The organism is Streptomyces sp. B21-105 (genome assembly GCF_036898465.1).
Classification (GTDB): domain Bacteria; phylum Actinomycetota; class Actinomycetes; order Streptomycetales; family Streptomycetaceae; genus Streptomyces.
This window is the reverse complement of sequence record NZ_JARUMJ010000001.1, coordinates 6,841,142-6,861,492: the sequence shown is the minus strand read 5'-3', so window position 1 is coordinate 6,861,492 and position 20,351 is coordinate 6,841,142. Positions and strand designations below refer to the sequence as shown.

13 protein-coding genes and 1 pseudogene are annotated in these 20,351 nt (G+C 70.4%); 4 read left to right on the top strand and 10 right to left on the bottom strand.

Annotated elements, in window-relative coordinates:
- Positions 1 to 4 precede the first annotated feature (4 nt).
- Positions 5 to 1,552, top strand: coding sequence for an MFS transporter (locus QA802_RS31155; RefSeq protein ID WP_334529566.1), 1,548 nt, complete (start codon positions 5 to 7; stop codon positions 1,550 to 1,552).
- A gap of 471 nt (positions 1,553 to 2,023) precedes the next feature.
- On the opposite strand, the gene QA802_RS31150 is transcribed toward QA802_RS31155, so the two are convergent.
- The 3 genes from QA802_RS31150 to QA802_RS31140 all read right to left on the bottom strand — a co-directional run bounded on the left by QA802_RS31150 (position 2,024) and on the right by QA802_RS31140 (position 4,370).
- Entirely contained in the window at positions 2,024 to 2,965 is a 942-nt protein-coding gene (locus QA802_RS31150) for an ADP-ribosylglycohydrolase family protein (RefSeq protein WP_334529563.1), read from the bottom strand.
- Positions 2,962 to 3,639 carry a histidine phosphatase family protein gene (locus QA802_RS31145; RefSeq protein WP_334529561.1) on the bottom strand — a complete coding sequence of 226 codons (678 nt, stop codon included), beginning with the start codon at positions 3,637 to 3,639 and terminating at the stop codon, positions 2,962 to 2,964. Before QA802_RS31145 ends, QA802_RS31150 begins: the two co-directional genes overlap by 4 nt.
- Positions 3,640 to 3,764: 125 nt before the next feature.
- On the bottom strand, positions 3,765 to 4,370 hold the full coding sequence (locus tag QA802_RS31140; RefSeq protein ID WP_334529559.1) for a YdbC family protein: 606 nt from the start codon (positions 4,368 to 4,370) through the stop codon (positions 3,765 to 3,767).
- A gap of 160 nt (positions 4,371 to 4,530) precedes the next feature.
- On the opposite strand from QA802_RS31140, the gene QA802_RS31135 reads away from it, so the two are divergent.
- Complete coding sequence (locus QA802_RS31135; protein ID WP_334529557.1) at positions 4,531 to 5,064, top strand: TerD family protein; 534 nt, start codon at positions 4,531 to 4,533, stop codon at positions 5,062 to 5,064.
- A gap of 158 nt (positions 5,065 to 5,222) precedes the next feature.
- On the opposite strand, the gene QA802_RS31130 is transcribed toward QA802_RS31135, so the two are convergent.
- Complete coding sequence (locus tag QA802_RS31130) at positions 5,223 to 8,123, bottom strand: vitamin B12-dependent ribonucleotide reductase (protein WP_334529554.1); 2,901 nt, start codon at positions 8,121 to 8,123, stop codon at positions 5,223 to 5,225.
- Between the two features lie 169 nt (positions 8,124 to 8,292).
- Positions 8,293 to 8,880, bottom strand: a complete 588-nt coding sequence (gene nrdR / locus QA802_RS31125) for a transcriptional regulator NrdR (RefSeq protein WP_334529551.1) — start codon at positions 8,878 to 8,880, stop codon at positions 8,293 to 8,295.
- Between the two features lie 713 nt (positions 8,881 to 9,593).
- On the opposite strand from nrdR, the gene lexA reads away from it, so the two are divergent.
- Positions 9,594 to 10,373 (top strand): transcriptional repressor LexA, encoded by a 780-nt coding sequence (gene lexA / locus QA802_RS31120; protein ID WP_057575372.1) that lies wholly within the window; start codon positions 9,594 to 9,596, stop codon positions 10,371 to 10,373.
- A 195-nt stretch (positions 10,374 to 10,568) separates the two neighbouring features.
- On the opposite strand, the gene QA802_RS31115 is transcribed toward lexA, so the two are convergent.
- From QA802_RS31115 to QA802_RS31105, 3 genes and pseudogenes are all read right to left on the bottom strand, one after another.
- The gene (locus QA802_RS31115; protein ID WP_334529548.1) at positions 10,569 to 12,551 is read right to left on the bottom strand and encodes an ATP-dependent DNA helicase; all 1,983 of its coding nucleotides are present in this window, start codon (positions 12,549 to 12,551) and stop codon (positions 10,569 to 10,571) included.
- Between the two features lie 226 nt (positions 12,552 to 12,777).
- Positions 12,778 to 13,332: pseudogene (locus QA802_RS31110) on the bottom strand (GNAT family N-acetyltransferase); the annotation flags it as partial.
- 135 nt (positions 13,333 to 13,467) lie between these two features.
- On the bottom strand, positions 13,468 to 15,495 hold the full coding sequence (locus QA802_RS31105) for an IucA/IucC family protein (RefSeq protein ID WP_443042198.1): 2,028 nt from the start codon (positions 15,493 to 15,495) through the stop codon (positions 13,468 to 13,470).
- Between the two features lie 326 nt (positions 15,496 to 15,821).
- Between QA802_RS31105 and QA802_RS31100 the strand changes: the two genes are divergently transcribed.
- Positions 15,822 to 17,045, top strand: coding sequence for a trypsin-like serine peptidase (locus QA802_RS31100; protein WP_334529540.1), 1,224 nt, complete (start codon positions 15,822 to 15,824; stop codon positions 17,043 to 17,045).
- A gap of 130 nt (positions 17,046 to 17,175) precedes the next feature.
- Here the strand turns inward: QA802_RS31100 and hflX are convergent, their stop codons facing one another.
- Together hflX and QA802_RS31090 are read right to left on the bottom strand one after the other, a co-directional pair.
- A complete protein-coding gene (gene hflX / locus QA802_RS31095; protein WP_334529537.1) occupies positions 17,176 to 18,669 on the bottom strand; it encodes a GTPase HflX in 1,494 nt (497 codons plus the stop codon).
- A gap of 137 nt (positions 18,670 to 18,806) precedes the next feature.
- Entirely contained in the window at positions 18,807 to 20,318 is a 1,512-nt protein-coding gene (locus tag QA802_RS31090) for a M1 family metallopeptidase (RefSeq protein WP_334529534.1), read from the bottom strand.
- Positions 20,319 to 20,351 lie beyond the last annotated feature (33 nt).

The following is a 20,351-nucleotide window of genomic DNA, read 5'->3' as shown; positions in this document are numbered from 1 at the left end:
CTTCGTGACGACCTCTCAGTTGACCAAAAAACAGAAACCAGGTGCGGCCCGCCGGGCGGGACACCCCGGCATCGCGCTCACCGTCATCGCGGCCTGCCAACTCATGGTGGTGCTCGACGCGACGATTGTGAACATCGCACTCCCGCACATTCAAGACGCGCTCAAGTTCAGCACCACCGACCTCACCTGGGTGGTCAGCGCCTACACGCTCACCTTCGGCGGGCTGCTGCTGCTCGGCGCCCGGGCGGGCGACATCCTCGGCCGGCGACGTGCCTTCATGGCCGGCATCCTGATCTTCACCTTCGCCTCGCTCCTGGGCGGACTGGCCCAGGAGCCCTGGCAGTTGCTGGCCGCACGGGCGCTGCAAGGCGTGGGCGGCGCCATCGCGTCGCCCACCTCGCTGGCGCTCATCACCACGACGTTCCCCGAGGGCCCCGAGCGCAACCGGGCCTTCGGCGTCTTCGCAGCGGTCTCCGCAGGCGGCGGCGCCATCGGACTGCTCGCGGGCGGCATGCTCACCGAGTGGCTCGACTGGCGCTGGGTGCTGTTCGTGAACGTGCCCATCGGGGTGCTCATCGCTGTCGTCGCGCCGATGTACATCAACGAGTCCGAGCGGCATCCCGGTCGCTTCGACATCGTGGGCGCACTGACGTCGACGGCCGGCATGGCCTCCTTGGTCTACGCCTTCATCCGCGCGGCCGAGGAAGGCTGGCGGGACGGCCTGACCCTCGGCGCGTTCGCAGCGGCGGTGATCCTGCTGATCGGCTTCGTCTTCACCGAGATGCGCGCCAAGGAGCCGATCACCCCGCTGAAGATGTTCGCCGACCGCAACCGCTCCGGCACGTACGTGATCATGCTGAGCCTCGCGGCCGCCATGTTCGGCATGTTCTTCTACATCGTGCTCTTCGTGCAGAACATATTGGGGTACAGCCCGATCAAGGCCGGTCTCGCCTTCCTGCCGGTCACGGTCGCCATCGCGGTGGGCGCGGGCCTGTCGCAGCGCTTCCTGCCGGTACTGGGTCCCAAGCCGTTCATGCTCGTCGGCTCCGCCCTGGTGGCGATCGGGCTCGGCTGGCAGGCGTTCATCACCCCGGACAGCTCCTATGCCGGCGGGGTCCTCGGGCCGATCCTGATCTTCGCCTTCGGGATGGGGCTCAACTTCGTGACGGTCACCGTCACGGCGGTGTCCGGGGTGCCCGCGCACGAGGCGGGCGCGGCCTCCGGGCTGCTCAACGCCACGCAACAGGTGGGCGGCTCGCTGGGGTTGTCCATCCTGACGACCGTCTTCGGGTCGGCGAGCAAGGACGAGGCGGAGAAGCAGCTGCCCCGGTTCCTCGCCGACGGCACCGCAGAGCAGAAGGCGGAGTTCGCCACAACGCACCAGTTGCCCGCCCCCTGGGGGCACGAGGTGCTCGCCCACGGCATCTCGGCGGCGTTCGTGCCGGCCGCCGCCATGGCGGTGCTCGCTCTGGTGACGGCCTGGTTCGTGATCCGGGTCCGCAAGAGCGACCTGGAAGCGCTGTCCGGTACGGCGGGCCCCGCGGTGGGGTGACCGTACGACCGCACGAGCCGCCCCGGGAGCGTCACGGTCTGCCACAGCGCGGCCATGGTCGCCCCGGGGCCGGCCCCGTCGGCAGCCCCGGCACATCGACATGATCACGAACAGCATCGCCAGCACGAACCTCATACCCACCCCCTGGATCGCTCCCCGGCCACAGCCCCGGTCCATGCACCCCCGGCACCCCTGGCACCCCCGGCACCCACCCGCTCCCGTCGCGCCGTGGACTTCGCACATGTCGCGCGGCGGTATTCGGACAACGCGGGACGATCACACAGAGTTCCCGCCGGGCACAGAGAGTTCTCATCGGCCAGGGGCCCGGCCCGCCGCCGAGCGGAGACGCAGGGCACGGGCGCCACACACTGACAGGCCCTGGACATCTCGCAGCGACATGCGCCCGACGTCACACGTGAACGGGCACCGGACGACTCGCGGTGACGAGTGCGATGGCGGGCACCCGCGGCGTCAACCTGCGGTGGGCACCCACTCCGGGAGTTCCTCGGCCTGCCGCGTCCAGGCGGCCGGCGGAGTTCCGGTCTTGCCGCCGGCCACGATTCCGCCCACGATGGCGCAGGTCGTGTCCACGTCCCCGCCGACCTGCGCGGTCGTCCAGAACGCCGCCTCGAAGTCCCCGAGAGCGCGGGCGGCCGACCAGACCGCGAAGGGGACGGTGTCATGGGCCGAGGTACGCCGCCCGCAGCCGAGGACGGCCGCGACGGTGGCCGCGTCCGCGTAGTCGAGCATGTCCCGGGCGCGACGCAGCCCGGCGCCGACGGCGCTCTTCGGCACGAGGTCGACGACGCCGTCCAGCAGCGCCTCTGCGCTGGGCGGGCCCGCGGGGGCGGCCGCCAGCGCGGCGGCCGCGGCGACGGCCATGGCCCCGACCACGGCCTCCCGGTGCTGGTGGGTGGGATAGGCGGAGATCTCGGCCTGATGGGTCGCCTGCTCCGGATCATCCGCGTACCAGGCGCCGAGAGGGGCGATGCGCATCGCCGCGCCGTTGCCCCAGGATCCCTGTCCGTTGAACAGGGCGGCCGACAGCTCACGCCAGTCCGCGCCCTCCCTGACGAGCCGCAGCAGTCGGTTGACGGCGGGACCGTAGCCGCGGTCGAAGTCGTGGTGCTCCGCGAAGGAGCGGGCCAGGGCGTCCTGATCGATGCGCTGGTGGGCGGCCAGGACGGCGACGACGGAGCAGGCCATCTCGGTGTCGTCCGTCCACTGCCACGGTCCGGGCGGTGGCTCGCGGCGCTGGAGCAGGGGGAAGTTCACCGGAACGAAGAACTGCGAGCCCAGTGCGTCGCCCACGGCGAGGCCGCGCAGACTGGCGAGCGCCCGGTCGAGGCGGCCCTCAGGCGAGGAGCCAGAGGCACCGGAGGCACCACAGACACCGGAGGAATCAGCTGTCATCTCTCTGCCACTCTATCTCCGGTGATTCCGTACGGCTCCGGCTCCCGCCAGCGGTTGAACGGCCGGTCGAGGGTGTACTTGCCGTCGTCACCGAGAACGAGCATCCGCATCTCGGCGTTCCCGGGATTGGCGAGCGACTCGAAGTCGGCGACCGTCCAGTGGAACCAGCGCATGCAGAACAGCCGCATCGCCAGCCCGTGGGTCACGAGGAGCACGTTCGGAGGGTGGTCGGGGGCCTCGAAACTGCGGAACAGGCTCTCCAGGAAGCCGCCGACGCGGTCGTAGACGTCGGCTCCGCTCTCGCCTTGCGCGAACCGGTAGAAGAAGTGCCCGTAGGCGTCCCGGTAGGTCTTCTGCAACTGGACGTCGTCACGGTCCTGCCAGTTTCCCCAGTCCTGCTCGCGCAGCCGGGGCTCCTCCCGTACGCGTATGAGTTCGGGGTCGAGGCGGAAGGCTCGGAGGGTCTCGTGTGTACGCCGGTAGGGCGAGACGTACACGCTGACCCGCTCGCGGCCGAACACCTCCCGCAGGTTCTTTCCCGTCTCCTCCGCCTGCCGACGGCCCAGCTCCGTCAGGCCCAGAGCATGATCGGGTTCTCGCTCGTAGACGGTGTCATCAACATTGCCCGTCGACTCGCCGTGCCGGACAAGGACGATGCGCCGTGGTCGTGCCATGCCAAGACCCTAGATCGACGGACGCCCGATAGAGCACTCGGGCGGCCTCCATACGGCGTAGGTCACACCGCGCCCGCACCGGAAGACGCCGGACGGCGCACGTTCCCCACCCCTGGGCTGCGGGGTCAGACCGTCCAGGCCGACTCGAGTTCGACGATGTCGCCGGTGAGGGAGGCGATGTCCGCCTCCGTCTGCGCACGGAGGGCGAGCCGCTCCACCCGCTCGGTGCGGTACTTGCCGTGTTCGGCCTGCGAGCGCCACATCGACAGCACCAGGAACTCGTGTCCGGGCGCCTCGGCGAACATGCCCCGGATCATGCCGGGCGAGCCGGCCATGGCCGGGTTCCAGACCTTCTCCTGCATCAGCGTGAAGTGCTCGGCGCGTTCCTCGTGGACCCGGCACAGCGCCACCCGCACCACGTCGGAGTCGGTGAAGCGGGGCTCGAAGCCGGTCTTGACGTCGAAGCGGTAGTCGAACAGCCGTGCCTGGACGTCCTTGAACGTGCCCGCCTGAGCGGTCGCCAGCCGGTCGTGGGAGCGGGCCATGAAGGAGTCGTAGAAGGCGCGGCTCTCCCAGAAGGCGAAGACATGGGCGACGGAGGGCCGTGCCCTGCTCCAGCCCCCGCCCTGTCCCCTGAATCCCGGCTCGCCCAGAAGCCCCGCCCACTTTCGCTGTCCCCGTTCGAAACCGCGGCGGTCCACCACGGTGCAGCGAATCCACTTGACCAGCACCGCGCCATGGTAAGGCCACCGGACGTGGCGTTGGTCACCCTTGGACAGAGAGCTAGCCTGCGACCGCGCACGCGCGCGTGGCAGGATGGACAACCGGCCCTGACGGCCGAGCAGTTCGGGGTATCGGCAGACAGACGGGGAAACGGGGAGGGGAAGTCCGGTGAGCGGACTGAAGAAGGGCATCCGCAAGATCGAGATGTCGCTCAAGTGGGACCCGAGCCCGGCAGGCCGGCCGCCCACCGACCTGGACATCGTGGCCGCGACCTATCTGACGAGCGACCCGCAGGGGGAGCCGGCCTACGTCGTGCACTTCGACAGCCGCTCCCCCGACGGCACGATCTACCTCAACCGGGACAGCAAGGACGGCAAGGGCTTCGGCTGGGACGAGGTCATGACGCTGGAACTCGACCGTCTGGACGCGCGGTACGCGCGCGTGGTGGTCGGCGTCGTCATCCAGCAGCTACAGGACCACCGGACGTTCGTCAGCGTGCTGAACCCGGCCTTCCGGATAAGGGAGGGCTACACCGTCCTGGACGAGAACGACTTCGGCGACGTCCTCGGCGCGACGGCGGCGACCGTCGCGGAGTTCGTCCGGGAGACGTCGGACAGCTGGTCGTTCCACTCCGGCGTCCAGGGCTTCGAGGACGATCCGTCGACGTTCACCCGGATCATGGGCCGGACGCGCCGCTCCTGACCGCCGCCGGGCTCCGCGCCGTCCACGGAGGCCTCCTGTAGGCGAAGCCTCCCGGGCGCCGGAGCCGCCTCCCGGGCGCAAAAACGCCGAGGGCGGCGGAGCCGGACATCGACTCCACCGCCCCGACGAGCTGGATCAGTTCCAGCGGACGTCCGACGTCAGCTGCAGCCGCTCGTGGAACCGCAGCCCTCGCAGATGTAGCAGGAACCCGCGCGCTGCATCTTCGTGCCGCAGGAGAAGCAGAGCGGGGCGTCGGCCTGGATGCCCAGCTGCATCTCCACCAGTTCGGCGCTGGTGTGGACCTGCTTCGGGGCCGGCTCGACGGCCTCGACCTCGGCCTTCGGGGCGGCGACGGCCTTGAGGTCCGTCTGACGCGGGGCCGACTGAGCCAGGCCCTCGACGTCCACGTTCTCCTCCTCGAAGGTCGGCTCGTACGAACCGGTCTCCAGGTGGCGCTGACGCTCCTCGGCGGAGTGGATGCCGAGCGCGGAACGCGTCTCGAACGGCAGGAAGTCGAGCGCCAGACGCCGGAAGATGTAGTCGACGATCGACTGCGCCATCCGCACATCCGGGTCGTCGGTCATGCCAGCCGGCTCGAAGCGCATGTTGGTGAACTTCGAGACGTAGGTCTCCAGCGGCACGCCGTACTGGAGGCCGACCGAGACGGCGATGGAGAACGCGTCCATCATGCCGGCGAGGGTCGAGCCCTGCTTGGACATCTTCAGGAAGACCTCGCCGAGACCGTCGTCCGGGTAGGAGTTGGCGGTCATGTAACCCTCGGCGCCGCCGACCGTGAACGAGGTCGTGATGCCGGGACGCCCCTTGGGCAGCCGCTTGCGGACCGGGCGGTACTCGATGACCTTCTCGACCGCGGCGCGGATCGTGTCCTCGGCCTTTGCCGTGACCTCGGTCTTCTCCTTCTCCTTGGTCTTCGCGGAGAGGGGCTGGCCGACCTTGCAGTTGTCGCGGTAGATCGCGAGGGCCTTGACGCCGAGCTTCCAGGCCTCGAAGTAGATCTCCTCGACCTCCTCGACGGTCGCCGTCTCCGGCATGTTGACCGTCTTGGAGATGGCGCCGGAGATCCACGGCTGGATCGCGGCCATCATGCGGACGTGACCCATCGGGGAGATGGCGCGCTCGCCCATGGCGCAGTCGAAGACCTCGTAGTGCTCGTGCGCCAGACCGGGGGCGTCGATCACGTTGCCGTTCTCGGCGATGTGGGCGACGATCGCCTCGATCTGCTCCTCCTGGTAGCCCAGGCGGCGCAGGGCCTGCGGAACGGTGCCGTTGACGATCTGCATCGAGCCGCCGCCGACCAGCTTCTTGAACTTGACCAGGGCGAGGTCGGGCTCGACACCCGTGGTGTCGCAGGACATCGCCAGACCGATGGTGCCGGTCGGGGCGAGCACGGACGCCTGGGAGTTGCGGAAGCCGTTCTTCTCGCCGAGGCGCAGCACGTCCTGCCAGGCCTCCGTGGCGGCGGCCCAGACCGGGGTGTCCAGGTCGTCCATGCGGACGGCTGTGGCGTTGGCGTCGGAGTGCTGCTTCATGACGCGGTTGTGGGCGTCGGCGTTGCGGGCGTAGCCGTCGTACGGGCCGACGACCGCCGCCAGTTCGGAGGAGCGGCGGTAGGCCGTGCCGGTCATCAGCGAGGTGATCGCGCCGGCCAGCGAGCGGCCGCCGGCGGAGTCGTAGGCGTGGCCGGTCGCCATCAGCAGGGCGCCGAGGTTGGCGTAGCCGATGCCGAGCTGGCGGAACGCGCGCGTGTTCTCGCCGATCTTCTGGGTCGGGAAGTCCGCGAAGCAGATGGAGATGTCCATCGCGGTGATGACGAGCTCGACGACCTTCTGGAAGCGGTCGGCGTCGAAGGACTGGTGGCCCTTGCTGTCGTCCTTGAGGAACTTCATCAGGTTCAGCGAGGCGAGATTGCAGGACGTGTTGTCCAGGTGCATGTACTCGCTGCACGGGTTCGACGCGGTGATCCGGCCGGACTCGGGGCAGGTGTGCCAGTTGTTGATCACGCCGTCGTACTGGATGCCCGGGTCGGCACAGGCCCACGCGGCCTCGGCGAGCTTGCGGAAGAGCGCCTTGGCGTCGACCTTCTCGATGATCTCGCCGGTCATCCGGGCGCGCAGGCCGAACTCGGTGCCGTTCTCGACGGCCGTCATGAACTCGTCGTTCACCCGGACGCTGTTGTTGGCGTTCTGGTACTGGACGGACGTGATGTCGTCGCCGCCCAGGTCCATGTCGAAGCCCGCGTCGCGCAGGGCGCGGATCTTCTCCTCTTCCTTCACCTTGGTGGCGATGAAGTCCTCTACGTCCGGGTGGTCCACGTCGAGGACGACCATCTTGGCCGCGCGACGGGTGGCGCCGCCGGACTTGATGGTGCCGGCGGAGGCGTCGGCGCCACGCATGAAGGAGACCGGGCCGGAGGCGTTGCCGCCGGAGGAGAGAAGTTCCTTGGAGGAGCGGATGCGGGAGAGGTTCAGGCCGGCGCCGGAGCCGCCCTTGAAGATCATGCCCTCTTCCTTGTACCAGTCGAGGATCGACTCCATGGAGTCGTCGACGGCCAGGATGAAGCAGGCGGAGACCTGCTGGGGCTGCGGGGTGCCCACGTTGAACCAGACAGGGCTGTTGAAGCTGAAGATCTGGTGCAGGAGGGCGTATGCCAGCTCGTGCTCGAAGATCTCGGCATCGGCGGGCGAGGCGAAGTACCTGTGGTCCTCGCCGGCCTTCCGGTACGTCTTCACGATGCGGTCGATCAGCTGCCTGAGGCCGGTCTCGCGCTGCGGGGTGCCGACGGCGCCCCGGAAGTACTTGCTGGTGACGATGTTGACCGCGTTCACCGACCAGAAGTCGGGGAACTCGACGCCACGCTGCTCGAAATTGACCGAGCCGTCGCGCCAGTTGGTCATGACGACGTCACGGCGTTCCCAGACCACCTCGTCGTACGGATGAACTCCGGGGGTGGTGTGGACACGCTCGATACGCAGGCCCTTGGTGGTCTTGGCGCCCTTGGCTCGGGAACCTCGTGCCGGACCGCTCGCCGTCTCTGTCATGCCGCCTCCCTCTGCGGGCGAAAACGCCCTGAAATGCCACGTTGTTCCCGTGGCACGTTGTTCTGTCTGGTACTGCCTGGTACTGCGGGCGTCCACGCGCCACCGCCCGCAGCAGGTCTTCGTCCGCCGCCGCACCGGCCGCCCGGACTCATGAGTCCGGTTCCGGCGGTCAGTCGGTGGCGTGGGCGGGCTCGGGGACCTGCACGGTCCCTCCCGGCCCGCCGCCGTCTTCCCGGCTCCCCGCGACGGCTCCTGTGTCGTCCTCGGCCCGGGCGTCGTCCGCACGGTCGTCGTCGTCCGCGTCGGAGCCCCCCGCCCCGCGCCTGAGTTCCGCGACGGCGGCCTCGAAGTCCTCGAGCGAGTCGAACGCCCGGTAGACGGAGGCGAACCGCAGATAGGCGACGAGATCGAGTTCCTGCAGCGGACCGAGTATGGCCAGTCCCACGTCATGGGTGGTCAACTCGGCACTTCCGGTGGCCCGCACCGCCTCCTCGACCCGCTGGCCGAGCTGAGCGAGAGCGTCCTCGGTGACCGGCCGCCCCTGGCATGCCTTGCGTACGCCGTTGATGACCTTTGTGCGGCTGAACGGCTCGGTGACGCCGGACCGCTTGACCACCATCAGCGAGCACGTCTCCACGGTCGTGAACCGACGAGAGCAGTCGGGACATTGGCGACGCCGCCGGATCGACGTGCCGTCGTCCGTGGTCCGACTGTCGACGACCCGGCTGTCGGGGTGCCTGCAGAAGGGGCAGTGCATGTACTCCAACCCTCCTCACAGCAGACCAAATAGCCTCGCCAGGCCTCACGGGCCCCTCGAAGCAGCCCCAAGCATAGGCGATCCATGAGCATCCGAAGACACCGGGGACCACAACTTCTGGGCCGCTTCGGCCATCCAACCACTAGATGTAGGGATTGGCTCATACATCCAGGCCATATCGCGTGTCGCCTCGCCGATCTCACCGCACGCGTTGCGGCGGTCACTTTGCGCACCCGGAACCACGCACGGGACCTGCCCGTCCGCAGGCCCGCCGGGTGGCGCGCCCACACGCCGACAGCCTCACTCGCGAGCCGCTCCGCAAGCCGGACTCGCGGCACGCGCACGCGTGACACGCGCACCCGAGGCACGCACGCGCGTGCAGTCGTATCGCCGGAGCTGATGCGGCGATACCGTGAGCGCCACAAGGAGGAGCGGTGGGATTCTCGCGCAGAGCGCGGCCCGTTCCCGATCTACAGGAGGCCGGATGGCACACTGGGGCCACGCCTCACAAGGTCACCGGCTCCGGCGGTGAAGACTACAACAACGGGTACGACGACGATCTCGCCCCTCCGTCACCGAACCGCGCCAGCCCATACACCCCGACACGTGATCAAGTAAGGCTATCCGCGCTTTTTCACTCGAACGTGTGTTTGGCGCAACCTTTCGAAAGCCACTACCGTTGTCCAGCAGGGAGACAACCGAGAGGGGCCGACGTGACCACCACCGCAGACAGTGCCACCATCACTGCCCAGGACCGCTCCCAGGGCCGACTCGAGCCGGTGCATGCGATGAACGAAGCCATGAATCCCGAGGGACACAAGCGTTCCCTGCCGGGCCGACCTCCAGGCATCCGCGCGGACAGCTCGGGACTCACGGACCGGCAGCGCCGAGTGATCGAAGTCATCAGGGATTCCGTACAACGGCGCGGCTACCCGCCGTCGATGCGGGAGATCGGCCAGGCGGTCGGCCTGTCCAGCACCTCCTCGGTCGCACACCAGTTGATGGCGCTGGAGCGCAAGGGCTTCCTGCGCCGTGACCCGCACCGCCCGCGCGCGTACGAGGTGCGAGGCTCCGACCAGGCGGCCTCCGTGCAGCCCACGGACACCGCCGGCAAGCCCGCCGCGTCGTACGTCCCGCTCGTCGGGCGTATCGCCGCCGGCGGTCCGATCCTCGCCGAGGAATCGGTGGAGGACGTCTTCCCGCTCCCGAGGCAGCTGGTCGGCGACGGCGAGCTCTTCGTACTGAAGGTCGTCGGCGACTCGATGATCGAAGCCGCCATCTGCGACGGCGACTGGGTCACCGTGCGTCGCCAGCCCGTCGCGGAGAACGGCGACATCGTGGCCGCGATGCTCGACGGCGAGGCCACCGTCAAGCGCTTCAAGCGCGAGGACGGCCATGTGTGGCTGCTCCCCCACAACGCCGCCTACGAGCCGATCCCCGGCGACGATGCGACGATCCTCGGCAAGGTGGTGGCCGTACTCCGCCGCGTCTGAGCACGGCGACGGACGGGCCTTTCCCGTCCCCCTGACTGGGCCCCGGGATCCCTGCGCCGGTTCCGGGGCCCTGTGCTGTGCCCGAAAGCCTGTGCGGCGCCCAAAGCCTGTGCGGCGCACGGGCCCTCGACTCGACGGGCCCGGGTCCCTCCACGCGCCCGGGCCCTCGAAGGGCCCGGGCGTTCGCCGCCGGGTCTATTCCGTCACCGTCTCCGCCTGCTTCGCCTTCGCGTCGATCGCCGCCAGCGACCTGCGGACCTGGTGGGGGTCCGTGGTGTACCAGAAGTCGGGAAGGGACGCCTTGAGATAGCTGCCGTAGCGGGCCGTCGCAAGCCGCTGGTCCAACACTGCGACGACTCCACGGTCCCCCGACGCCCGGACGAGACGGCCCGCCCCCTGGGCCATGAGCAGCGCCGCGTGCGTGGCCGCCACAGCCATGAAGCCGTTGCCTCCGGCCTCCTCCACCGCCTTCTGGCGTGCGGTCATGAGGGGGTCGTCGGGGCGCGGGAACGGGATCTTGTCCATGACGACCAACTGACAGCTGGCGCCGGGGACGTCGACGCCCTGCCAGAGCGACAGCGTGCCGAAGAGACAGGTCTGCGGATCCGCCGAGAAGTTCTTGATCAGCTCGCCGAGGGTCTCCTCGCCCTGGAGCAGGATCGGGAACTCGGGGATGCGCACACGCAGTTCCTCGGCGGCGAGCTGCGCCGCCCGCATGGAGGAGAAGAGGCCGAGGGTGCGACCGCCGGCCGCCTGGATCAGTTCGGTCAGCTCGTCGAGCATGTCGGCGCGGTCGCCGTCCCGCGCGGGGCGCGCGAGGTGTCTGGCGACGTACAGGATGCCCTGCTTGCGGTAGTCGAAGGGCGATCCGACGTCGATGCCCTTCCACTGCGGGACGTCCTCCCCCTCCGCGCCTTCCGGGGCCAGCCCCATCGAAGCGCCCACCCCGTTGAAGTCGCCGCCCAGCTTCAACGTGGCCGAGGCGAGGGTGACGGAGCGGTCCGTGAAAAGCTTCTCCCGCAGCAGACCCGACACCGACATCGGGGCGACCCGCAGCGACGCGCCGAAACGGTCGTGCCGCTCGTACCAGACGACGTCCCACTCGGATCCGTTGGTGATGCGTTCCGCCACGTCGTGCACCGACTCGACCGAGGCCAGCGCCTGTTTGCGGACCGCGTCCTCGTCCTGGACGGACTTGTCGCGGGTCGCGCCGATGGCGGAGATCACGGTCCGCGCGGCGTCGCGCAGCGCCATGAGCGCGTAGCCGAGATCCTCCGGGACCTCCTCCAGACGGCCGGGCAGCGCCAGCTCCATCAGCCGCTCGAAGCCCTCGGCGGCCGTCTGCAGTTGGTCGGCGGACTTTTCGTCGACCAGCTTCGCCGCCCGGCGCACGGCCCGGTTGACCTGGCCGGGGGTGAGCTCGCCGGTCGCGACGCCGGTGACCCGGGAGACCAGCTCGTGCGCCTCGTCGACGATCAGCACCTCGTGCGGCGGAAGGACGGGGGCGCCCTCGATGGCGTCGATGGCGAGCAGGGCGTGGTTGGTGACGACGACCTCGGCGAGCTTCGCGCGCTCGCGGGCCATCTCCGCGAAGCACTCGGCGCCGTACGCGCACTTCGTCGCACCCAGGCACTCCCGGGAGGAGACCGAGATCTGCGCCCAGGCCCGGTCGGACACGCCCGGGGTCAGGTCGTCGCGGTCACCGGACTCGGTCTCGCCGGACCAGTCCCGCAGCCGCAACAGGTCCTGGCCCAGCTTGCTGGTGGGCGCGGCGGCCTCGAACTGGTCGAAGAGGCCTTCCTCCTCGTCCTGCGGGACGCCTTCGTGCAGCCGGTGCAGACACAGGTAGTTCGATCTGCCCTTGAGCATGGCGAACTCCGGGCGGCGCCGCAGCAGCGGGTGCAGGGCCTCGACCGTGCGCGGCAGGTCCCGCTCCACGAGCTGGCGCTGCAGGGCGAGCGTGGCGGTCGCCACCACGACGCGCTCCCCGTGGGCGAGCGCGGGCACGAGGTAGCCGAGCGACTTGCCGGTGCCGGTGCCGGCCTGGACCAGCAGATGGGATCCGTCGTCGATCGCCTCGGCGACGGCTTCGGCCATGGTCACCTGGCCGGGGCGCTCCGTGCCGCCGACGGCGGCGACGGCGGCGTGCAGGAGTTCGGGGAGTGAGGGCTTCGTCATAGCGCGACCACCCTACGGCGCGGCACTGACAAACGGGCGGTCGAGGCGGACGGGAGGGAAGGGATCAAGACGGTGGCCTCTCGCTGCGGGGAGGTGAGGCGGACGAAGGTGAGCGAACCGGGAAGGGACGGGAAGGGAAATGACCGATCGGTGATCGGCCGGCGGCCGAACCCGACCACCGAAGACCACACAGGACCGGTCTGGTCTGGACCGGCCAGGCCAGGCCTCACAGCAGATCACGCAGGCTCCGGTCCCGGACCATGAGGGCGGCCCGTTTGGCGGGAAGATCGAGCTCGGTGAAGAGCCGGAAACCGGCGGTCAGGAACGCGGCGACGGACGCGACGTTGCGCAGGTCGGGTTCGGCGACCACCCGGGCACACGCGGGCGACCCGGCCAGGACGAGATCGGCGACGACGCGCAGCAGCATGCTCCCGAGCCCCCGCCCCCGGTCGGCGGCACCGCCGATGAGCAGGTGGATCCCGGTGTCGTACGGCCGGGCCGGATAGTGGCCGGCGAGCGGATCGAGATCGGCCCGGTAGATCTCCCAGTAGCTCATGGGCCGCCCCTCCAGCACACCGAGGCACGGGACGCTTCGGCCGCCGTCGGCGAGTTGATCGCGCAGGTGCCGCGCCGTGACGCGTTCGGGCCCCGCCAGTTCCCAGAAGGCCGCGACGGCGGGGTCGTTCATCCAGCGGCCGACGAGGGACAGGTCCCGTTCGATGCGCACGGGGATGAGGCGGAACCCGCCCGCGTGCGTCCGGGCGGTCCCCCAGTCACCGAGACCGGAGACGGGGCAGCAGACGGGGTGGGCTTCGGCTCCGGTCTCGACGGACCGCACGGCAGGCTCCTCTCAGGGGGACACACGGCAAGGCGGACGGCGGCAGCGCCGACGGCAGGCGAACAGCGGGCGCTCGGCTCAGGGGCGCAGCGGATTGGGGACGGTGACGTAGACGGACTGGGTGTCCACCGGTCCGACGAGCTCGTCGAGACCGTGCAGCCGGGTCAGCAGATTGGCCTTGCAGCGCAGGACGGGCGAGTCGAGCAGCCGTGCGGGCAGTGAACTGCGCAGTCGGCCCGGGCCGTGGGCGGCGTCCCCGAGGAAACGCCGGAAGGCGGCGAGCAGCAGTCGTTCGTCGGCGAGCCGCTGCGAGCCGAACGCGCCGACGAGTCCGAGGACGTTGTTGATCCCCAGGTAGTAGCAGAAGCGCTCGTCGGTGACCTCGTCGGCGACGAAGGTGTCGCTGGCCTCGCCGATCCCGGGCAGTCGGGCGGCGAGGTCCGCGCGGCGGGACTCGCGGAAGTAGTAGCCCTGGTTGTCGCGGTAGCGGCCGCCGGTGGGCCAGCCGTCGGCGTCCAGCAGGAGGAGGGTGTTCTGCTGGTGCGCCTCCAGCGCGATGCCCGCCTCGCCGTCGAGCCACAGGACGGGACGGACGATCCGTTCCAGGTAGCGCAGGAACCACTCGGCGGCGACCGCCCCGGGGGTCCGGCCGATGCGTCGGGCGAGGCGCTGGACGATCGCGGCCAGCCGTGAGCGGGGGGCGGCGGCCGGGTCCGGGGCAGCGGCGTCGGCGGCCGTCCGCGGGCCGTGCGGCCGGGGTGCGACGAGAGCGGCGAGGCAGGTGACGTCGTCCGACGGGGCGAACGGATTGTGGCGGATCACCACGTCGAGCCCCGTCAGCGGGAGGCCGTCCGGACCGTCGACGGCGAGCCAGGCCGGGTCCCGGACGATGTCGAAGCCGGGGTGGGCGGCCCGCCACCGCGCCGCCAGGCCGGCCCGCAGCAGCCGGTGCACCTCGACACCGCGGTGCAGTTCCTTGCGGAGGTTCTCGCGCCGGGAGTTGGTGATGCGCAGTCCCAGCGACAGTTTGAGCATCGCGGCGGCACCGGAGCGATGGAGGGTGCGCACGGAGGACGTCGGGTGCCAGGGCAGGCCGTGGGGGCCCAGGTCCCGGAGCAGTCCGGCGTCGAACAGGGACCGGACCTCGGGCCGGCGCCGCGCCTCGCGCAGTTGCCAGGGATGCACCGGCAGCGCCGCGAAGCCCTCGGGCAGCAAAAGCCCGCGGCCGGCGAGCCGGGCCGTCAGCACGGCGGCGGGCACGGGGCGGCCGCCCTCGGTCCAGGCGGAGTCGGTGGCCAGCACGGACGGATCGACAGCGAGCCAGTGCAGGGGGAACGCACCCCGTGCCTCGGGCGAGTACAGGCGCGCGTCACCCTCCGTGAGCCCTTCCCGGCTCTTCGGTGTGGGATGCAGCGGATGCCCGAGCACCAGTGCCTGCTCGGCGGCGAGGAACAGGTCGGGAGCGTCGGCGGGGCGTTCCCGGCGCTCGCCGATGAAGGCGGCGGTACGGCGGACGGAGTCGGCGACCCGTGCGACCAGCTCGACTCCTTCGCCGTCGGCGGTGACCGGCCGGGCTCCGCCGGGCCCGCGGAGCGGGCCGGTCCGAGCGTCGCCCGGGTTCGCCTCGCGCGCCAGCAGCGCCGCGACCATGACGGCGTCCACGGGCGGGGTCTGTTCGGGCGCACCCGCCAGGCGGGGCAGGCCGAAGCGGTGCATGCCCGTCGGGGACCAGTAGAGGACGGGCGCCAGCAGGGCGACCCCGCTGGCGGGCAGCGGCACCCGGAGGAGGTCGTCGGCGGGTGCGGACAGGCCGGCCTCGCGCGCCCAGCAGCGCAGCAGGTTCTCCACGGCAGCGGCCTGGGCCGCCGTGTGCGGATCGGGGTGGTCCAGGAGATCGACGGTGGACTCGAGGGAGGTGGTCAAGGTCGCTCCTGGTGAAGAAGGGGGGCCGTGCGTGATCGCGGCGGTGACACGGCATCGTGCGGGGCTGCTCGCCCACCGCGCCCAGCCCGCCGGCCCGATCACGAACGCCCAGGGGCACCGGCTCGGGCCACGGCCGCGCTCCCCGGCCGCGTTCCCTGCCGGCCCGCGGTCAGCGGCGGGCATCAAGGAGCCCCTGTCGCTACAACCCCGGACGCATCGACCGGTTACGGGTTGCCTCAAGATCGCTGCTGTGACCGAACAGTTGCCGTTCCGTCGGAAGTCCCCCACAGCGACCGCATATCGTGTGGTGGCATCGCACCCGGTCGTGAGACCCGCTTGAACTCGACGTGAGATCACGATGAGTTCGAGGGACGTGACCGAGTTCGTCTGCGTTCGGCCGAGTTGAACCGAGCTCGACGGAGCGCAGCCGCTTCCGATCGAGTTCGACCGTGTTCGCTCCGTGGGACGGCCGGTGCTTCAAGTTCGTTGACAGCAGGGGGAGTAACAGCATGCGATCCATACGGCCTTCGTCCACCGCTCGCCGGGGGAGGAACGCGCGTCGCAGAACCTCCCCCGTGCTGAGCGCGCTCGCCCTCGCCTCGGTGCTCGCGCTCACCGCGACCGCCTGCGATTCGGGCGACGCCGACGCGAGCGGTCAGGCGAGCGCCTCGGCGTCGGCCACGGACGACGGGAAGATCACGATCCCGGACGACATCAAGGACCGGCTCAAAGAGCACGGGATCGATCTCGACAAGTGGAGGAACGGCGCCTGGAAGAACTGGGACCAGGACGACTGGCTGCGGGAAGCGCAGGACTACGTCAATCCGATCATCAAGGGGCTGTGGGACCCGGACCGGATGCGCGAGGCCGAGGACCCGGACCGGGGCGTCGACGACAGCGACCTCTCCGGCGACCAGGGGGTGACCGACCCGACGCCGGCGACTGTGCAGGCGAAGGCCGTGCCGCCCGCGTACCACGACAACGCGCCCCAGGCGGGCAAGGTGTTCTTCGACTCTCCCGAGGGCACGATGGTCTGCTCGGCGACGGTCGTACAGGACCCGGCCCACCCCGGGAAGTCCAACCTGGTCTGGACGGCGGGTCACTGCGTGCACGCCGGCAAGAAGGGCGGCTGGTACCGGAACATCGCGTTCGTTCCGTCGTACAACGACTCGGGCAAGTCGGCCGCGCAGATGGAGTCGGCGACCAAGAAGGAGGCGGCTCCCCACGGCGTGTGGTGGGGCGACTGGGCGCAGACCTCCGACCAGTGGATCGCCCAGGGCGGCCAGACCGGCGGTGACGGCGCCTCCTACGACTACGCCGTCATCCATGTGACGCCGGAGGAGGGCGGTTCCGGCAAGTCCCTGGAGGAGACGGTCGGTTCGGCGCTCCCGGTGGACTTCAAGGCCCCGGCGGTGCCGAAGGCGGGCCGTATCACCGCGACCGGCTACCCGGCGGCGGCGCCCTACGACGGGCAGAAGCTCTACCAGTGCAAGGCCAAGCCGGGACGGTTCTCGCTGAGCACCGCGGACCCGACGATGTACCGCATCGGGTGCACGATGACCGGCGGCGCGTCGGGCGGCGGCTGGGTCGCCACGGGCTCGGACGGCAAGCCCGCGCTGGTGTCGAACACCTCGATCGGCCCGGTGCGCGCGGGCTGGCTCGCGGGCCCGCGGCTGAACGACGTGGCCAAGGGCGTGTACGACTCGGTGAGCAAGAAGTTCGCCGGCCGGTGACCGAGCGTGCGGCGGCGCGCGTCTGACGGGCGCCGCCGCGCGCACACGCGAACGCCCGCCCCCTGCTTGCCGCAGGGGGCGGGCGTTCGTGTGTTCAGCCCTTCGCGGGCTTCAAACCAGGACGGACGGCTCAGGCGGCCGGCGCCGGCGTGTACGGCGCGAGTTCCGCCGCCAGCTCCTCGTGCACGCGCGCCTTGAGCAGGGTGCCCTCCGCCGTGTGCTCCGCGGAGAGCACCTCGCCCTCGTCGTGGGCACGGGCGACCAGCTTGCCGTGCGTGTACGGCACGAGCGCCTCGATCTCGACGGACGGCCTCGGCAGCTCGTCGTCGATCAGCGCGAGCAGCTCTTCGATGCCCTGGCCGGTGCGGGCGGAGACCGCGATGGAGCGCTTCTCGACCCGCATGAGCCGCTGCAGGGTGAGCGGGTCGGCCGCGTCCGCCTTGTTGATGACGACGATCTCGGGCACGCCGGTGGCGCCGACGTCCCGCACCACCTCGCGCACGGCGGCCAGCTGCTCCTCCGGGTCAGGGTGCGAGCCGTCCACGACGTGCAGGATCAGGTCGGACTCGCCGACCTCCTCCATCGTGGAGCGGAACGCCTCGACCAGGTGGTGCGGCAGGTGCCGGACGAATCCGACGGTGTCCGCCAGGGTGTACAGACGGCCGCTGGGCGTCTCGGCCCGGCGCACGGTCGGGTCCAGGGTCGCGAACAGGGCGTTCTCGACCAGGACACCCGCGCCCGTGAGGCGGTTGAGCAGGGAGGACTTGCCCGCGTTGGTGTAGCCCGCGATGGCGACGGACGGCACCTTGTGGCGTTTGCGCTCCTGGCGCTTGATCTCGCGGCCGGTCTTCATCTCCGCGATCTCCCGGCGCATCTTCGCCATCTTCTCGCGGATCCGCCGCCGGTCCGTCTCGATCTTGGTCTCACCGGGACCGCGGGTGGCGAGGCCGCCGCCCTTGCCGCCGCCCATCTGACGGGACAGCGACTGACCCCAGCCGCGCAGCCGCGGCAGCATGTACTGCATCTGCGCGAGTGCGACCTGCGCCTTGCCCTCTCGGGACTTGGCGTGCTGGGCGAAGATGTCGAGGATGAGGGCCGTACGGTCGATGACCTTGACCTTGACGACGTCCTCGAGGTGGATGAGCTGGCCCGGGCTGAGCTCACCGTCGCAGATGACGGTGTCGGCGCCCGTCTCGAGGACGATGTCGCGCAGCTCGCTCGCCTTGCCGGAGCCGATGTAGGTGGCCGCGTCGGGCTTGTCGCGGCGCTGGATGACGCCGTCGAGCACGAGCGCGCCCGCGGTCTCCGCGAGGGCGGCGAGCTCCGCGAGGGAGTTGTCCGCGTCCTGCGCGGTCCCCGTGGTCCAGACGCCGACGAGTACGACGCGCTCCAGGCGGAGCTGTCGGTACTCGACCTCGGTGACGTCCTCGAGCTCGGTGGAGAGGCCTGCCACGCGGCGCAGTGCCGCGCGCTCGGAGCGGTCGAACTGGTCGCCGTCCCGGTCTCCGTCGATCTCGTGGCTCCAGGCGACGTCCTCTTCCATCAGGGCATCGGCCCGAAGACCTTCGGGGTAGGCGTGCGCCATGCGCTGGGTGTCCTGGGAAAAGGAAGAAGAGGAGGTCATTGGGTCCTTACGTCGTTGGAGGTGCCGACTCGGCGTCCTTCATGCTGCTCAACGCGCGAGCAGCCCGGGAGATTCCCGTCTCCCGTGCCGTGGCGACCTGACGATGGTCGCACGGCACGGCCCGTCTCGTCACGGCCTTATTTCGCGGCGGGCGGGGCCTGCGGGGCAGGCTTCGGGGCCTTGCCGGCCGGGCTCTTCGTGACGGGCTCCGTCGGCGTCCAGTCCGGGTGGCCCGGCATCGGCGGGGTCTTCTCGCCGTAGAGCCACTCCCTGAAGAACGGGGTCAGGTCGCGTCCGGAGACGTTCTCAGCGAGGCGGGCGAAGTCGGCGGTGCCCGCCGTCGAGTCCCGGTGGTTGTGCGTCCAGGCGCGCTCCAGGTGCGCGAACGCGGCCCGGCCGATCTCCTGGCGCAGCGCGTACAGGACGAGCGCGGCGCCGTCGTACACGTTGGGGCGGAAGATGCTGATCTTCTGGCCGGACTTCGGCGCCTTGGGCAGTGCGGGCGGGCCTCCCGCGGCGCGCCAGCGGTCGGATGCGGCGTAGGCCGCCTTCATGCGCGCCTCCAGGGTGCGGCCCGACTTCTCCTCCGCGTACAGCGCCTCGTACCAGGTGGCGTGTCCCTCGTTCAGCCACAGGTCGGACCAGGTGCGCGGCGAGACGCTGTCGCCGAACCACTGGTGGGCCAGCTCGTGGACCATGACCGACTCGACGTACCACTTGGGGTAGGCGGGCTGGGTGAAGAGGTCCTTCTCGAAGAGGGACAGCGTCTGCGTCTCGAGCTCGAACCCGGTGGCGGCGTCGGCCATGAGCAGCCCGTAGGTCTCGAAGGGGTAGGGGCCGACCTTGCGTTCCAGCCACGCGATCTGTTCGGGGGTCTTCTTCAGCCAGGGTTCGAGGAGGGCGCGGTCCTTGGTGGGCACGACGTCCCGCAGGGGCAGTGCGTGCGGCCCCTCGCGGTGCACGACGGTGGAGCGGCCGACGGACACCTGGGCGAGCTCGGTGGCCATGGGGTGCTGGCTGCGGTACGTCCAGGTGGTCGTCCCGCCGGACTTCTCCACGCCGGCGGGCAGCCCGTTGGCGACGGCGGTGTATGCGTCCGGCGCGGTCACCCGGATGGTGAACATCGCCTTGTCGGAGGGGTGGTCGTTGCACGGGAAGACGATGTGGGCGGCGTCCGCCTGGTTGGCCATGGCGAGGCCGTCCGCGGTCCTGACCCAGCCGCCGTCACGGTCGCCGCTCATCACGGGATCGCTGGTGTGCCGCACGGTGATGCGCGTCCAGCTCCCCGGAACGAGGGTGTCCTGCGGAGTGATCACCAGGTCGTCGTCCACGCCGGTGAAGTCGGCCGGCCTGCCGTCCACCTCGACCGAGTCGACCTTGCCGTGCGCGAAGTCGAGGTTGATCCGGTCCAGGGCGGCGGTGGTCCAGGCGTTGATGACGGTGACGGCCTGGAGCGGCTTGTCGTTGGCGCCGGAGTAGGTGAAGGACAGGTCGTACGACGCGACGTCGTATCCGGGGTTGCCGAGGTGCGGGAAGAGGCGGTCGCCGACGCCGAGCGGGGCCGCCGGCGCGCTCGCGGCGACGAGGCAGACGGAGACGGCCGAGGCGAGCAGCGCGGACTTCAGCCGGGCGCGGGGGGTGAGCAGCATGCACCACCGCTACCAGCGGGCGGGGGCGCCGCG